The following is a 13,498-nucleotide window of genomic DNA, read 5'->3' on the forward strand; positions in this document are numbered from 1 at the left end:
GACGGAGCAAGCTATGCGTTTATGTGCCATAAACGCGCTTCCGCGCTGGACCTGCGGTCCCGGCGGTGACACACTGGGGCGTGTGGGGCCTCCCGGTGGGAGGGGCGCTGCGCTGGGCAAGGGGAGGAGATGCTGTGGCCGAAGAGGAGCAGAATTCGCGCCGGCTGTGGACGTCGCGTCGGAAGCGGATTGAGGGCAAGACGCAGTACGTGAGGGTGTCCATGTCCGAGGCCGAGCGTGTCCGGCTGATGCAGCTGGAGCTGGAGACCGGTTTGTCGCCGTCGGCGATCCTGGTGGACTCGGCGCTGGGCACGGGGGATCCGGCGTCGTTGATGGTGCGTAAGCGCGAGCTTGCCGCCTTGCTGGAGATCCGCAGGCTGGTGGCAACGGTGGCCAATAACGTGAACCAGATCGCCCGCCACGCCAATACCACCGGTGAGCTGGCGGAGGAGACGGCAGCGACTGTGCGTGAGGCCCGGCAGGTGGGGCAGCAGATCCTGGAGCTGGTGCAGGAGATCAAGCCGTGATTCCGAACGTCACGAAGGGTTCCAAGCCGGTCGGTCTGATGAAGTATCTGGTCGGTCCGGGTAAGCGGAACGAGCACACCGACCCGCACCTGGTGGCCGGTTCACCGACGATCATGGCGTGGTTTGATGACGCACAGCTGACCGATGAGTCAGCGGTGGCCATTGCACGCGAGCTGGATCTGAACCGCACCCTGTTCGATGTGGAGTTGGACAAGCACGTGTGGCACTGTTCGCTGTCACTGCGCGACGACGATGTGGAGCTGACCGGCCAGAACTGGTCCGATATCGCGGCCCGTTTCATGGACGAGATGGACTTTACCGACGCCGGCGGAAAGGCGCCCTGTTCATGGGTCGCGGTTCATCACGGCAGGAGCATCAAGGGCAACGACCATATCCATATCGTTGCCTCCCGGGTGCGGGAGGACGGCACCAAGTGGCACGACGGCCAGGACTTTTCCCTGGCGCAGAAGGCGGCGCGGAAGCTGGAGAAGGAGTTCGGTCTGCTCCAGCTGGGGCAGCATTCCGAACGCGGCTACAAGCCCTCCGAAAAGCAGCACGGGTCGGACCGGGAACCGGCACGCTTCCGGCTGGAACGCACCGTACGCGCGTGTGCCATGTCCTCGCCTGACGAGGCGCAGTTTGTGCGCAGGATGCGCCGGGCAGGACTGCTGGTGCACCCACGGTTCGCCGACGGCGGGCAGTCAGTTATCACCGGGTTCTCCGTTGCCGAACGTCCCCCGGCCGGGATGCGTCCGTTGTGGTTCGGCGGGGGCAAACTTGCCAAGGATCTGACCCTGCCGCAGCTGCGCACCCGGTGGCCCGACGACGTGCACCTGGCCCAGGAAGCCGCAGACGAGTGGACCGCGGCGAAGCGGCACCGCCGCATCGTCCACGGCCAGAGCGATCCAGTAGCCCTCGATGAGGCCACTGCCGGGCGCATGGCCGAGGAACTGGCCGAGGCCCGCCGACGCCTGACGACCGTCGCGCCGGACGATCACCAGACATGGGCCCACGCCGCACGGGAAGCCTCCGGTGTCTTCGCTGCCTGGTCTCGCTCCACCGAGGCTGAACCGGGGCCGTTGGCCCACACTTCGAGAGTACTGGCCCGCTCCGCCCGCCGTTCAGGAGTGAAGCTCACCAGCCGGCTCGACCCGCCGCTGCGCATGACGGGGACGACAGCGTTCATGCTCGCTGCGACGTCGGCATCCCCGATGGCCCAGGCGGTCATCCTGGCGCAGATGATCCGGCTGGCGCGCGCGATCCACGACATGCACAAGGCCACCGCTGAACTGCGCGAACAGCAGCTGATCGCCGACACCGTGCAGAAGCAGCTGGCCATCGTCGCCGCCCCGCTGCCCGAGGTCCCGAAGGGCCCCGGAGCAGAGGTATCTCATGCCGGCCCGGCCGGACCAGTCCGGCCGCTGCGCGAGACCGAAGGACCCACTGCCCGTCCGCACACGCTTGCTCACCACACCGTGAATCCCCGACATGGAATGGAGCGATAACCCATGACCGCAGCAACACAGCCCGACGGCATTAACGACATGGTCTCCCGCGACCTGCAGGCCCTCATGGGACTGGCGGGCCGGCTCGGCGAGGCCATGGCCCGCCGCATGGCAGAGCGACGGCAGGAGATGGCCCGCGAGCAGGCCGAACGGGTCCGGCAGCTGCAGGAACGGTTCGAGGCTGAACGGGCCGTGATGCGCACCAGCCTCTCGGGGGTTGAACAGGACCGGTGGTGGGAGGCAGCCCGGCCCGAAGACATCGCCCAGCGCTACACCGAGGCCCTGCGCTGGCAGGAGCATGATGACATGGCCCGTTCCGCCCGGGGACGCATCGAACACGAAGTCCAGCAACGCTACGGGGTCGGCGTAGCGGACTATCTGCGCGGCAACGGCCTTGACCGGTACCTTCCGTCCGGGAACGGGAACGAGGTTGCTCACAAAGAACAGCACGACGCCCAGCGCGAGAACACCCAGGCTGCGCTGCACGCCGCCGAAGCAGGTCAGGGGGACCGGCTCAACGCCGATGACGCCGGCCGGGCGCGCACGGAGGCGGAGCAACTGTGGGACTCCGGGGACCGCCGCGCGGCCCTGGCCGACCAGCTGGCCGCCGCCTTCGGGAGCCCTGACCATGAAGCCGTCGTCGCCCGCCTGGCCGCCGACATCAACCAGGCCACCCCGCCCAGCGCCGCCGTCGAGGGCGGGCCCAGCCGTGCGCCCAAGGCCCGAAAGTCCGGACCCGGAGCAGGACAGGAACGCGACCTGGGGCTGGGATGACCTTCCCTTCAGAAAACGAACGGCGGATCGTCCGCTCTCCGCGCGCGGTAGGCGTTGACCGGTCCATAGAGGTGAGCTTGCACGGTGACCGGCTTTTTGATTGCCAGCGCGCCGTCGTGCGGGCGCCACTCGATGTCCTCTCGGGTTATCACTGCGGTTAGCTGGCTGCCGTGGAAAGCGATCACCGACTCGTGGCATTCGCGAGATAGCATGCCGTCCGCATGGTTTAGGTACCCGCCTTTGGCCTGGTGTCCGAGGTAGGCATAGATCGCCTTTGGCTTGTTAAAGTCCATGAACCCCTGCTTTCGGGGGTGGAGATCGACCGACACTAGGGTCGGCTTATCGGTGGCGGCCGCGGTATGCGCTGCCCTCCGCGAGAGATAGCGGTAGATGATGGCTGTGTCGATGCTAGTCCAAACGTCTTCCGGCATCGGCTGGTACCGCTCTATCCGATTGGCGATCCCCAAGGGGACCACGCCGAGCATGGTGACCACAACGAGCACGATGCCGACTCCTAGAACCGCTTCGAGCATAGTTCCCCTTCTGGGCATTCGCGTGGCCAGACCTGACAGGCTGCTTCTCAAACCCCTTCCGTGCTGCCACGGGATCAACCTTATTCACAGCCCGCGACTTACCCGCCAGCAGTGACAAAACCCCTGTAACGGAAATTATCGTGTGGGCAGAAGCTGCCGGAACTGACCGGTTGCTCTAGGATCTTTCGGATTCTTACCGATCATGGTTCAGTGCATCCATGCCCCCGCGATACCTGAGAAAGCCCGGACAGCCCGGCGCCAGCGCAAGTCCAGAGGTGAGGCGCAGGCTTACCCGCCTCGGTTACTTCGGGCTGGCCCTAGTCCTGCTCACCCTGATTCTGAACTTTCTGCCGATCGACTCCGAGACGTGGATATGGGTGAAGCTCGCCATCCTTGCTGTTCCGACCATCGTTTACTTCGTGGCGGTGATCCGGTTTTCGTTGTGGCAACGGGATGAGTACTGGCGGGATCGCGGCAGAGACCCTAAGCATCCGGAGCGCTTACCCGACCACCCCGCTGACTGAACGTGCAGGCCTCCGCGGCGGGATCCCTGCGGGGGGAACAGTCCTCAAGCTTGTCCGGAGGTACTCGGTTTAAGGCACTCGACGAACCTGTGTATCTCCCGTTCAACTCTTGCATTCCCCGTTGCAGGCTCAAATCGGATATGTAGAACCTGGGCCGGTTGATCCACGGTGATAAGGCAGTGGGCGTTGGTGCTTTTGAACCGGGATTTCAGCACCGCCCGCAGCGTTCCGTTGTCCGCTGATGGCTCCTCGTATTTTGTTGCATCGTCCAGAATCTTCCGGCAGCGGTCTAAGGCTTCCGAGGCCTCAATACCATCCAGCGGCACGTAGGCGTCGGCGCGCGTCCACAGGAAGACAACAGCCAGCGACCCGGAGGAGACGGCTCTCAGGGTTTTAATCCGTGTCGTCAGACCCCTGAATCCGGTGCCGATTGTGATCAACAGGAGCGCCAGCATGGGAAGCAGTCTCCATTGGATTCCATAGCTGATCACGATGGCGAAGACCGCAGCGATTACCGCGAGCCAGAGAACGATAAGGGCGATCAGCCCTCCGACAAGTCTTTGAGACCGGGGCATAGCCTGCATCTCAACCTCCAAGGAACCGACATACAGCGTCCGCGGCAGCATCCGAAGCCCCTGGCCGCCGGCGCCTTTCCGCTGGTTTCGTCTTCTGGGCTCAGGCTACTGTTGCTCGCAGATTCTTAGCCAGCAATTTCAAGGCAACACCTCTTCAAGGGGGCGCCGTAGTACTCGCCGACCCCTACTACCAAGACCCCTTAACCGTTTACACGCTCATGTGACAAGCGTGTCATTCTGGATATTCAAGTCTTTGGGATGGCTCAATTGACTCATGCGTGAGTGAAACATGCGTGAAGCAAGGATGGGAAGCGATTTCTGTGCGTTTTGGAAAGTCCCCCAGCGGGAAGAGGGCAACTCCCGCAACCCCGAAAGCAGTCGTCGCCGCCCTCAATCTTGCTGACCGTATAACCTTCGATGAGCTGTTGGCCATCGTCACGGAAGCCCATGGAAAACCCATAGAGCTGCAGGAAATAGACAGCTCGATGATCCCGGCCGTCACGGGTCTTTGGATGGAGGCGGATAAGAAGTCGGTCATTCTGCTGCCGTCCGGGGACAACCGACTGCATCGCAATCACGCTGCGTGTCACGAGTTTGGCCACATTCTTCTGAACCATGACGGCTGCGGCGTTGCGGACGTTCCCATGCCCACCTTGTTTCAGCACATTGGCAGGAACCGCGGCATTAAGCGGATGCTGGCACGGTCGTTGGGCTGGAACGAAAGCGAAATGGCCGCTGAGCGCGTTGCTTACCTGCTCTCCCTGGCGCTGCTGCCCGAGGAGCCCGAGAGCCCCAGTGACTTCGAGCGAACGTTCATATGACAGTCCTGCAAACAGTCTCGATCGTCATTCTCTGGGCGGTGGTAGCAATCCGCCTGGTGGGCCTGCGGTTTGGCTGGAGGCCCGGGATCCTCCTGGGCGTATCGATGGTGGCCCTGGGCGCAACCTTGAACATCGACCCGGTGTATCTGGCCGTTGATCACCAGCTTGGCAGCTGGAATCTGACCAATCTCATCGTCCACCTGCTCATGGGAATAGGCATGACGGAACTCAGCCGTCTGCTGCTCCAAGCCACCGGCCGGTTCCGCAGCCATGTCAAGGTACTGATCGGCGCGGGGATTGGCCTTGCGATGGCGCAGGCCGCACTTCTGCTCGTTTCGAACACCCAAGGATCTGCCGCCAACTTCACGGAGACTTTTGGTGAGATGACGACCATTGCTCTGTACCAGGCAACGTTCTTCGCGTGGTTCGGGATCATCACCGGATACACGGGAATGGAATCACTGCGCAGGAACAGGCGCGGAGAATCAAGCCTGTTCCGGGTCGGGTTCGACTTCCTTGGCACCGGCTGCATGGTCGGCGTCCTGGCGGCTGCGGTGAAACTGTTCCTGATCGGGATGACGGCGCTGGGCGATGACGGGGCCTATCAGGATATTCTGAACGTCGGATACCGCGTCTTCCTCGCGCTGATGACCGTGGGTTTTGCGGTTGGTTTCATCCTTCCGGCGTATGGGCGCTTCAAGGCAGCCTTCGCCGTACGGAGGGAGTATGCAGAGGCGCTGGCCACTCTCAGACCCATCGTCGAACGCCTGGCACATACTTCCGCAGGCAAGCGGCATCTGGCCGCTACCAAGATTTCCCTGAATGCACGCATGTCCAAAACCCAGCTGTATCGCTGGTTCATCTTCATCGGCGACATCAGAGTGCTGGAACCCAATCTTCTGTCTGCACAGGAGACAGAGATCATTGACGAGATAGGCAAGAAAATTGAGCGAAACGGCACAGCTATCCGGCGCACGGACGCTGTCGTCTAGATATTCCCAGATCCTGGCGCCGGCCATGGTACTGGCAATGCTGGTGGTCGCTGCCGGGTTCAAGGCGGGGATGGGCCCGTTGGGCGTAATGGTTCTCCTGGCCGGTATTGTTGGTGTCCCAGGGATCATCTATAAGTGCTCCAAGGGTCTCTTCCGGCGGTGGGGTCTGCCTGACCGTCTGCGGATCATTCTCCTGGCCGCCCTGACGTTCGCGAGTGCGGCTGCCTGTTTCATGATTCCCCTGGGACCACCGGTGCCGTTGACGGTTGCAGCGTTTTTCATGGGCAATGCGGGTCTGGTGTTCTTCCGGCGCTGGTTGGACGTTTCCGCTCATGTATCAGTTGTTACGTTCGCTGCCTTGTGGGTATGCGTCATGTACGGGGGCGCCTGGGCGTGGCTGTTGATGCTATCTCCATTAATGATGTTTAGCCGTGTGTCTCTCGGTGAACATACATGGGGGGAGGCGTTGGCAGGCGCAGCACTGGGGCTGGCAACCTTCTTTTGTTATCTAGCAGTGCTTGGTTAAGCCTGTTTTCGCCGGTTCGGCCGCGCTGGTTTCGGAGTATGCCTTCGGACCAGATGGCCGGGATCTTGATTGTAGTCCGGCTCGGTACAGGCCTGCTTTGCATGCCGCAGCTTGTGTACTGCGCAAGACGAAAGACACCTTCATCCAATCCAAGGTGAACGTGTTCGTAGTGAGCTTTTGCCTTGGGGCTTGCAGCGAACGCCCTGAAAGACATCCTCTGTCGGCGCAGGAGGTGTGGAAGCTCTATCGCGTGAACTGGGTGTCGGCTAGGCTCCCGACATGAAGGACAGCGCATCTGACAGCGCCCGCTCTGGCCTGCTCACGCGTCGCTCCTGGTGGGCCCTGATCATTGTTCAGGCTTTGGTCGCGGCGCTGATAACGATCGCCATGGTCGTGGCCCTACAAGGAGGGAACCCTGACTGGGGCCTCTTCCCCATAGCCATCGGCAGCGGGGTGACCATCGCGGTGGTCCTAAACTTAGCTTCCGTTCCCCGCGGTGGCCGCGCACGCCAGGCCGCCACTGAGGGGACGGCCCTTGAGGCGGCTGTTGCAAGCGGAGTGCTTCCAAACCAGAGCTTTGTCTTGGACTGGGGACCGGAGCTGGCGGCCAGACGTCATCAGGTGCGCACCAACGTCCGCGTGACTCCCCTCATCATGGCCGGTGCTGTCGGGCTTCAGCTTTACGATGCGTATTTAGTCCCCGAGTGGGCGCCGTTCTTCCTGGCCGGCGCTGCCATTTTCATCGGTCTCGGCACATGGGGGACGATCACATTGAAACGGAGATTGGAGCGCATCGACTCCCTCCGGCGGCAGCTGGCCGAACGCAGCGGCTCCTTAGATCAGGAGAACTAGTCTTCTGACGATCGAGCTCAGAAGGTGCGAGATGTATGCCCGACCTGTCGAGGCAGCTGGACGACCTTTCAACAACAGCTGGAATGCGGCAGTCCCGAAGTGCGTCCTAAGCTTTTTCTGGTCGGGGAACAGCGCGGGGTTGAGTCTCCGCAGACTGGGGCCTGAAACTGAAGGCGACGTTCGCGCCAATGATCAAGGGCCAAGGAGTCAGGCCGAATGGGGCTTCTGTTCCCAGGATCGTGTACCAGATGACGTAGCCGGCTATGGCGGCGCAGAGGAGAACTGTGATCCACCAGTTGCCTCTGGGAGCGAAGATCAGCGGAGCACCCTTCCATTTGCCGCGCAAAAGGTAGCCCAAAAGGACGGCGCCGGTGGCAAGACACAGGATGATTAGTGGTACCCGCTGCCCAAAGCTGACGGTGTCTGCTTCTCGCAGCAGGGCCATCATCAGAGACCACAGGCACAGCGCTAGAACGACCACCACGGCAACCAAACGGTTCCGCCTCTGCCTCTGACTGTCCATTGCCGTGCCCCTTTCCGGGGAATGCCAGCTCGTAGGAGGTTGCAAGGTCGTCTCCAGCATATTCAGGCTACTAGGACCTGTCATGAGGCGAGACTGCACTGCTTCTCGATGAAACGAGTAATTACCGGCACGCATGTGTCCTTGTCTTGCCTGCCGCCCGTACTAAGCCGGTCTTTCATCAAGACGGCTGATGCCTAGTTGCTTGGTACCGGTGTGAGCGAATTTCTTCTGTCGTACCGCTTAGAAGGCACGAGGCGGTTCGGCCGTGTGCGGCGGTCATTCCTTGCCCTGGCGTCCCACCACCCGGGTACTTTGAACGTTCCTTCGCGAGGCTATCGGGCAGCTGGAGAATAGTCCGGGTAGTACTTCCGGATTTCATCGACGGGGTCGCCGACGGCAATCATCACCTCGAGCGGAACAAGCCGGCGCACTTCCCGTTTTTCCCTGTATCTGCCGGTTTCCTTGTCACAGGAGGCGGTGTTCGTAGGCGAAGGCCACCAGTTGTAGCCTGGTCCGCAGGCCGAGCTTGCCCAGCACGGAGCGCAGGTGGGTCTTGACCGTTGCCTCGGAGACGAACAGGCTTCCTGCGATGTCCGTGTTGCCCAGTCCTTTGGCCGCGAGCAGGAACACGTCCCGCTCCCGCACGGAGAGCTCTTCGAGCACTGTCATGTCGGGTCCGGCCGCAGGCATTGTCCGGGCCGCGTGCTGGAAGAGGTCATGGGCTGAGCCGGGTGCTATCACGGAGTAGCCGGAATACACCGTGCGGATGGCGGACAGGAGGAAGTCCGGCTCGGCGCTCTTGAGCAGGTACCCGGCGGCCCCGGCCTGTACGGCATCGACGACCGCCTGGTCCCGGTTGAAGGTGGTCAGGGCGATGATCCTAGGTTTGTCGGTCCCGGCGGCCTCGGCCGCCGCCGTGATCCGCCGGGTCGCCTCCACGCCGTCGAGCACCGGCATCCGCAGGTCCATCAGCATCACGTCCGGGCGGCAGTCAGCGGCCAGGGTGACGGCCTGTTCGCCGTCGCCGGCCTCGCCTGCCAGCTCCATGTCCGACTGGCTTTCCACGATCATGCGGATGCCCGCGCGGAAGGACGGCTGGTCGTCCACCAGCGCCACCGAGATCCTGGCCGGATCAGCCACGGGGGTTTTCCTCCGGCCCCCCGGCTGACGCCGTCGCCTCCAGTGCGGGGCGTGGATCGCCATCGGCCGCTGCCGGCACCAAGGCACCGGTGGCGGTGCCTGCCGGCGGGCGGGAGCCGTAGGGAATGAATGCGGTGACGCGGAAGTCCTCGCCGTCGGCTCCGGTGGTGAGCCAGCCGCCGGCCAGGTGGGCCCGCTCCCGCATCCCGGGAACACCCCGCCCCACCCGTTCTGCTGCTGTACCGCCCTCACCGGTCTGGCCCGCCGCGGCGGGGCGCAGTGCCGAGGCCGCATGCAGGGTCAGACCCGGGCCGGACCAGTCCAAATGCAGGCGTACGGCCGTGCCGCGGCCGCCGTGTTTTAGCGCATTGGTCAGGCACTCCTGGACGATCCGGAAGACCGCCAGCTGCTGGCCGGCGCCGAGCTCGACCGGTGCCCCGGTTTCGGTCCGGCGGATCTTGAGGCTGCCGCTCATCTGGTGCACCAGCGGTTCGATGTCGCTCAGCTTCGGCTGCGGCGCCGCCAGACCGTCTTCACGTACCCCTTCGATGACGCGCTGGGCGTCCACGAGGGCGCGGCGTGCCGACCCGGAGATCGTCCCGAGGGCATCCAGCACCGGCTGCGGCTGTCCCTTGCCGATGTAGCGGGCCCCGTCCGCCTGTGCGGCGATGACCGCCAGTGAGTGCGCGAGCACGTCATGCAGGTCGCGGGCGATCCTGGTCCGCTCCTGCTCAACGACCAGCTCGACCTCGGCTTCCCTGAGACTCGCCCGGGCCTCGTCACGGGCATGGAAGAGCGTGCCGCGCTCCTCATACAGCCGCAGCAGGATGCCGACGGCCGCGCAGCCTGCGGCGATGAGGAGCAGGACCGCCCAGCACTGCCACCACAGGCCGATCATCGTTTTCTGCGGAGCATTTGCGATCACCAGGGGCGAGGCCCAGTAGGCCCCCATACCGTACTGCCGCGAAAGCATGACGAACGCCATGACACCGGCGAAAACCGCCGTCACACCGCCGGCGACCACCCTCATCCGGGGCGATGCCGTCCAGACCATGAAACCCAAAGCCACAAAGGCACCGATGTAGACCTGCCACGGCGTGGCGATCATCGGTTCCAGGAGATGGACCAGCTGCAGAACCAGCAGCACCGCTGTCGCCGCGAGGGACGCCGCGGCCCAGCGGCCCGCCAGCGCTATGGCCACCGAGACCAGAACGATGACCGGAAGCCTGCCCTGCTCGGCCAGGAAGTAACCGTAGAGGCCCCAGTGACGGCCCGTCCAAAGGACGCAGAACACCAGAGCCGCCAAAGGCGCACCCCAGCGACGCAAGAATTTCAGAATCTGTTCCATGCCCGCCACGTTATCCGCCGCAGAACGCCGTTTTGCTCCTCCGGCGTCCTTCTCCACCCGCAGGCCAGAAGATTCATCCCAGCGGTGGAGCCAAACCACAGCTGAAATCGATGTCTCGGAGATTTTCAACCAGCTGGTTCCGGGATGTTCTGGCAGAGACAGTTGAACCGGTTACAGTCACTCCTGCAGCGTTAGCTTCCGTTGGTGGTAAAGGGGCTGAAGAACATGAAGGCGATGCCCACGACGATGGACATACCACCGAACAGCCGCAGGAACAGGGGCGTGGCCAAAAATGATTGGGAGTAGTCAACGCCGGCAGGCCGATAGGTCTTCATGGCATCGGCCATAGCCTGTGCGGTTCCGAAAAGATTCGGGACGAGGATAACCCCGAGGATGACCAGTATGGCTCCGGCAGCGGCGGAGGCCCACTGTGCCTGTTCGCGCAGATCCGTAAGGGCCAAAACCGTGCCTGCCATAGGAACAGCGCCAGGTACAGAATCCGGATCAGCAGCGGAAACCTGCTGAACACTTGGAGGAACTCCATGACCGGAGACTACCGGGAACCGTGGCCCGGTCAAGAGTCCGACTGGAAACCTCAGTCGGTAAAGCGGCCGAGTCCGAAGCCGAAGAAGACGCCGTAATTGAACCAGAGGCCCGCCACGAGATAGCCCGCTCCCATCAGCCTCACGGCTCGGGGGGTGGACCAAAAAGACCGGGAGTAGTCGACGCCCCTGGGCTTGTAGTCCTTCAGCGCAGCGGCGAAGGCCCGGGTACTGCCGCGGTAATCGGTGACCATCACCAGCCCCAACAGGATGAGCACGGCACCGAAGAACGCAACGACCCAGAGAATGATATCGATGTACTCGTTCAAACGGAGGAGCACGATCACGACAATGCTGATGGACGCCGCAGTGAAGGCAACCAGGTACAGGATATGCAGCGCCTTAAGTGGCTGTGGGAACCTTCGGATCATCTGGAACCGGTTCACGTCGTTCTGCCCGTCCTCTGACTTGTTTTTATCCGTTCTGAGGTGACACAGACGCTACAGTCCTCCGTCCGGTCCTACCACCCTTCTGAAAGTAGGGCGGCGGGCGAAGCCAGCAGGCCGCCGTTTTCGCAGAGCAACACAACTACCTCTCAGGACGATTCCTCCCTCTGGTTGTTCCGAAATAGGCAGAATAGGGGACGCTTTTGTCACTGACAGCAGCTGCACGAGGTAGCCTTCGATGAGCGCGGCACCCACTGCGGTTATTTTCCTGCTGGCCTTTTCCTACGAGACATGATTCCGGATCCAACTCCCATGAATCCGCAAAGCACCGTCCCCGCACCTGCCCATCGCACTCCTGCCGCTGTCCGTCGTGGTGCTCACCCCTGTTCAGCCATGCGGGTAACCCCGTCAAGGGATCGGGCGAGCAGTCACTCCCCGCACGGTTCCCGGTCTACTGCCGCTCGGTTTCCATGATCGTGCCCACCACTTTGCTCAGGTTCTGCGGCGAGACCGCCAGCTCAACCGTGCCTTCCTCGGCAGGGACCGTGAGGACCCGCCACGTGGGCCGGAATCGGAACAGGGCCTCGGGCCAGGTCGGCTCACGCTCCTGACCCACAACACCAACATGGGTCAGAACAATGTCGCCGTAGCCGCTGCGGGAGGTCTCCAGCACCAGCCGCCCCTCACGCGGTGTGACCACAGCAGGCTTCCACCTGGCGGTCAGCGGCGGGATGGAGCCGTCAATGACGCGGACAAAACAGTCAAGGTGGCCCCGGGCCTCATTCCGGCGCTGCCCGTAACGCGGAATGTAGGGGATGATGAACGAAACCACGAACCATAGCGGCACCATCACCCACAGGGCACCTGCCCAGCCAGCGTTCGCGGCATAAAGCCACACCAGCGGAACGAGCACCAGACCAATAAGACCGGCCTGCACCACTATGGCGAGCAACGCCTTCGAACCGCCCATAACTCCATGGAAGCCCACATGGGGCCCGGAATCCAGAGGTGCGGCCGTGGAACTTCGGGCCCCTGCGCAACCACCCCTCCCACCGGGACGGGGTCAATGCCCGCGACAACCTGAGCAAACGGTTGTAGGCTCCGAGCATGTCGGATACGGGCGGCCGTAAGCGGCTGGAACCTAGAATGACTCGCGGCAGCTTCCGGTTCATGCTCGGGGCTTGGGCATTCCAAGTCCTCACCAGCGGCCTGCTAGCCTTCACTGCGCTGCCCGGGCAGGGTGAAGAGTGGAACCGGCCCGTCCTTCTCCTTGCTGGTGCAGCTTTCATCCTCAGTATGGTCTTCCTCGGTTATCTGCTCCGTGTTCGACGCAATGACTCACCGTTCTGGGATGAGGAAGAGGCCCGCAGGGAAGACTGGGACCGCAGAGGACGACGCCTTTATCCCTGACCACTGTTCCGTTTGGCGCCGCTTCGGAGTCGGCCCAGAAGAACGTTGCGACGATTAGGATCACACCATGACCTGGAGTTTCTTCTTCGCGCTCTTGAGCGGACTTGCAGGACTGATTTTTGTCGCAGTCTTATATCGACCGATATTGGCGTACTTGAAGAACCCAAAGGAAAGGTACTGGCCTCGTCTCAACTGGCCGATCCTCTGGGTGCTTGCCGGAATATGCGTTGCCTCGGTGATTCTCTCCATGGTTACCAGTAGATAGACAATCGGCGTTCTCAAACCACGTGTACGGACAGCTGCTGCAGCGTCTCAACAGGCGGCTTACGTACCGAGGACTCCGAGATGCTTTGGTTCTACCGGCGCTCTGTTTGTTGCAGCGCTGGCTCGTAGAAGCGGATCGCAGCTCACGTCTGTTTCCGTTCCGTGTGTTAGAGCTGATGGCATGGGATTTGCTATC

General features: G+C 62.6%; 16 protein-coding genes. 7 read left to right on the forward strand and 9 right to left on the reverse strand.

Annotated elements, in window-relative coordinates; all coding sequences use genetic code 11:
• Positions 1-134: 134 nt before the first annotated feature.
• The 3 genes from mobC to AC5RW2_RS37650 are packed head-to-tail and all read left to right on the forward strand — an operon-like array spanning position 135 to position 2,806.
• Positions 135-527, forward strand: a complete 393-nt coding sequence (gene mobC / locus AC5RW2_RS37640; RefSeq protein WP_494031863.1) for a plasmid mobilization relaxosome protein MobC — start codon at positions 135-137, stop codon at positions 525-527.
• Complete coding sequence (locus tag AC5RW2_RS37645) at positions 524-2,032, forward strand: relaxase/mobilization nuclease domain-containing protein (protein ID WP_494031862.1); 1,509 nt, start codon at positions 524-526, stop codon at positions 2,030-2,032. The genes mobC and AC5RW2_RS37645 overlap by 4 nt, the downstream gene beginning before the upstream one ends.
• Positions 2,033-2,035: 3 nt before the next feature.
• Positions 2,036-2,806: a hypothetical protein gene (locus tag AC5RW2_RS37650; protein WP_494031861.1), complete on the forward strand. Its 771-nt coding sequence runs from the start codon at positions 2,036-2,038 to the stop codon at positions 2,804-2,806.
• An 8-nt stretch (positions 2,807-2,814) separates the two neighbouring features.
• On the opposite strand, the gene AC5RW2_RS37655 is transcribed toward AC5RW2_RS37650, so the two are convergent.
• Positions 2,815-3,339 carry a hypothetical protein gene (locus AC5RW2_RS37655; RefSeq protein WP_494031860.1) on the reverse strand — a complete coding sequence of 175 codons (525 nt, stop codon included), beginning with the start codon at positions 3,337-3,339 and terminating at the stop codon, positions 2,815-2,817.
• Between the two features lie 568 nt (positions 3,340-3,907).
• Positions 3,908-4,489 carry a hypothetical protein gene (locus AC5RW2_RS37660; RefSeq protein ID WP_494036995.1) on the reverse strand — a complete coding sequence of 194 codons (582 nt, stop codon included), beginning with the start codon at positions 4,487-4,489 and terminating at the stop codon, positions 3,908-3,910.
• A 227-nt stretch (positions 4,490-4,716) separates the two neighbouring features.
• On the opposite strand from AC5RW2_RS37660, the gene AC5RW2_RS37665 reads away from it, so the two are divergent.
• The 4 genes from AC5RW2_RS37665 to AC5RW2_RS37680 all read left to right on the forward strand — a co-directional run bounded on the left by AC5RW2_RS37665 (position 4,717) and on the right by AC5RW2_RS37680 (position 7,629).
• Positions 4,717-5,259 carry a hypothetical protein gene (locus AC5RW2_RS37665; RefSeq protein WP_494031858.1) on the forward strand — a complete coding sequence of 181 codons (543 nt, stop codon included), beginning with the start codon at positions 4,717-4,719 and terminating at the stop codon, positions 5,257-5,259.
• Complete coding sequence (locus tag AC5RW2_RS37670) at positions 5,256-6,251, forward strand: hypothetical protein (RefSeq protein WP_494036996.1); 996 nt, start codon at positions 5,256-5,258, stop codon at positions 6,249-6,251. The genes AC5RW2_RS37665 and AC5RW2_RS37670 overlap by 4 nt, the downstream gene beginning before the upstream one ends.
• Positions 6,205-6,777: a hypothetical protein gene (locus tag AC5RW2_RS37675; RefSeq protein WP_494031856.1), complete on the forward strand. Its 573-nt coding sequence runs from the start codon at positions 6,205-6,207 to the stop codon at positions 6,775-6,777. The genes AC5RW2_RS37670 and AC5RW2_RS37675 overlap by 47 nt, the downstream gene beginning before the upstream one ends.
• A 279-nt stretch (positions 6,778-7,056) precedes the next feature.
• Positions 7,057-7,629, forward strand: a complete 573-nt coding sequence (locus AC5RW2_RS37680) for a hypothetical protein (protein ID WP_494031855.1) — start codon at positions 7,057-7,059, stop codon at positions 7,627-7,629.
• 106 nt (positions 7,630-7,735) lie between these two features.
• Here the strand turns inward: AC5RW2_RS37680 and AC5RW2_RS37685 are convergent, their stop codons facing one another.
• From AC5RW2_RS37685 to AC5RW2_RS37715, 7 genes are all read right to left on the reverse strand, one after another.
• Positions 7,736-8,152 carry a hypothetical protein gene (locus tag AC5RW2_RS37685; protein ID WP_494036997.1) on the reverse strand — a complete coding sequence of 139 codons (417 nt, stop codon included), beginning with the start codon at positions 8,150-8,152 and terminating at the stop codon, positions 7,736-7,738.
• 465 nt (positions 8,153-8,617) lie between these two features.
• Positions 8,618-9,292 (reverse strand): response regulator, encoded by a 675-nt coding sequence (locus AC5RW2_RS37690; RefSeq protein WP_494031853.1) that lies wholly within the window; start codon positions 9,290-9,292, stop codon positions 8,618-8,620.
• Positions 9,285-10,640 (reverse strand): sensor histidine kinase, encoded by a 1,356-nt coding sequence (locus AC5RW2_RS37695; protein ID WP_494031852.1) that lies wholly within the window; start codon positions 10,638-10,640, stop codon positions 9,285-9,287. The genes AC5RW2_RS37690 and AC5RW2_RS37695 overlap by 8 nt, the downstream gene beginning before the upstream one ends.
• A 191-nt stretch (positions 10,641-10,831) precedes the next feature.
• A complete protein-coding gene (locus AC5RW2_RS37700; protein WP_494031851.1) occupies positions 10,832-11,101 on the reverse strand; it encodes a hypothetical protein in 270 nt (89 codons plus the stop codon).
• 134 nt (positions 11,102-11,235) lie between these two features.
• A complete protein-coding gene (locus AC5RW2_RS37705; protein ID WP_494031850.1) occupies positions 11,236-11,628 on the reverse strand; it encodes a hypothetical protein in 393 nt (130 codons plus the stop codon).
• Positions 11,629-12,079: 451 nt separating this feature from the next.
• Entirely contained in the window at positions 12,080-12,598 is a 519-nt protein-coding gene (locus tag AC5RW2_RS37710; protein ID WP_494031849.1) for a hypothetical protein, read from the reverse strand.
• 500 nt (positions 12,599-13,098) lie between these two features.
• Positions 13,099-13,287 (reverse strand): hypothetical protein, encoded by a 189-nt coding sequence (locus tag AC5RW2_RS37715; RefSeq protein WP_494031848.1) that lies wholly within the window; start codon positions 13,285-13,287, stop codon positions 13,099-13,101.
• Positions 13,288-13,498: the final 211 nt, after the last annotated feature.

It is taken from the genome of Arthrobacter sp. B0316-1-20, from assembly GCF_059091865.1.

Bases quoted from the DNA above. Each gene is read 5' to 3' on its own strand.
- AC5RW2_RS37655 (WP_494031860.1), bottom strand. From the start codon at position 3,339: ATGCTCGAAGCGGTTCTAGGAGTCGGCATCGTGCTCGTTGTGGTCACC.
- AC5RW2_RS37680 (WP_494031855.1), top strand. From the start codon at position 7,057: ATGAAGGACAGCGCATCTGACAGCGCCCGCTCTGGCCTGCTCACGCGT.
- AC5RW2_RS37715 (WP_494031848.1), bottom strand. From the start codon at position 13,287: ATGGAGAGAATCACCGAGGCAACGCATATTCCGGCAAGCACCCAGAGG.
- AC5RW2_RS37710 (WP_494031849.1), bottom strand. From the start codon at position 12,598: ATGGGCGGTTCGAAGGCGTTGCTCGCCATAGTGGTGCAGGCCGGTCTT.
- AC5RW2_RS37695 (WP_494031852.1), bottom strand. From the start codon at position 10,640: ATGGAACAGATTCTGAAATTCTTGCGTCGCTGGGGTGCGCCTTTGGCG.
- AC5RW2_RS37670 (WP_494036996.1), top strand. From the start codon at position 5,256: ATGACAGTCCTGCAAACAGTCTCGATCGTCATTCTCTGGGCGGTGGTA.
- AC5RW2_RS37685 (WP_494036997.1), bottom strand. From the start codon at position 8,152: ATGGACAGTCAGAGGCAGAGGCGGAACCGTTTGGTTGCCGTGGTGGTC.
- AC5RW2_RS37660 (WP_494036995.1), bottom strand. From the start codon at position 4,489: ATGCTGCCGCGGACGCTGTATGTCGGTTCCTTGGAGGTTGAGATGCAG.
- AC5RW2_RS37650 (WP_494031861.1), top strand. From the start codon at position 2,036: ATGACCGCAGCAACACAGCCCGACGGCATTAACGACATGGTCTCCCGC.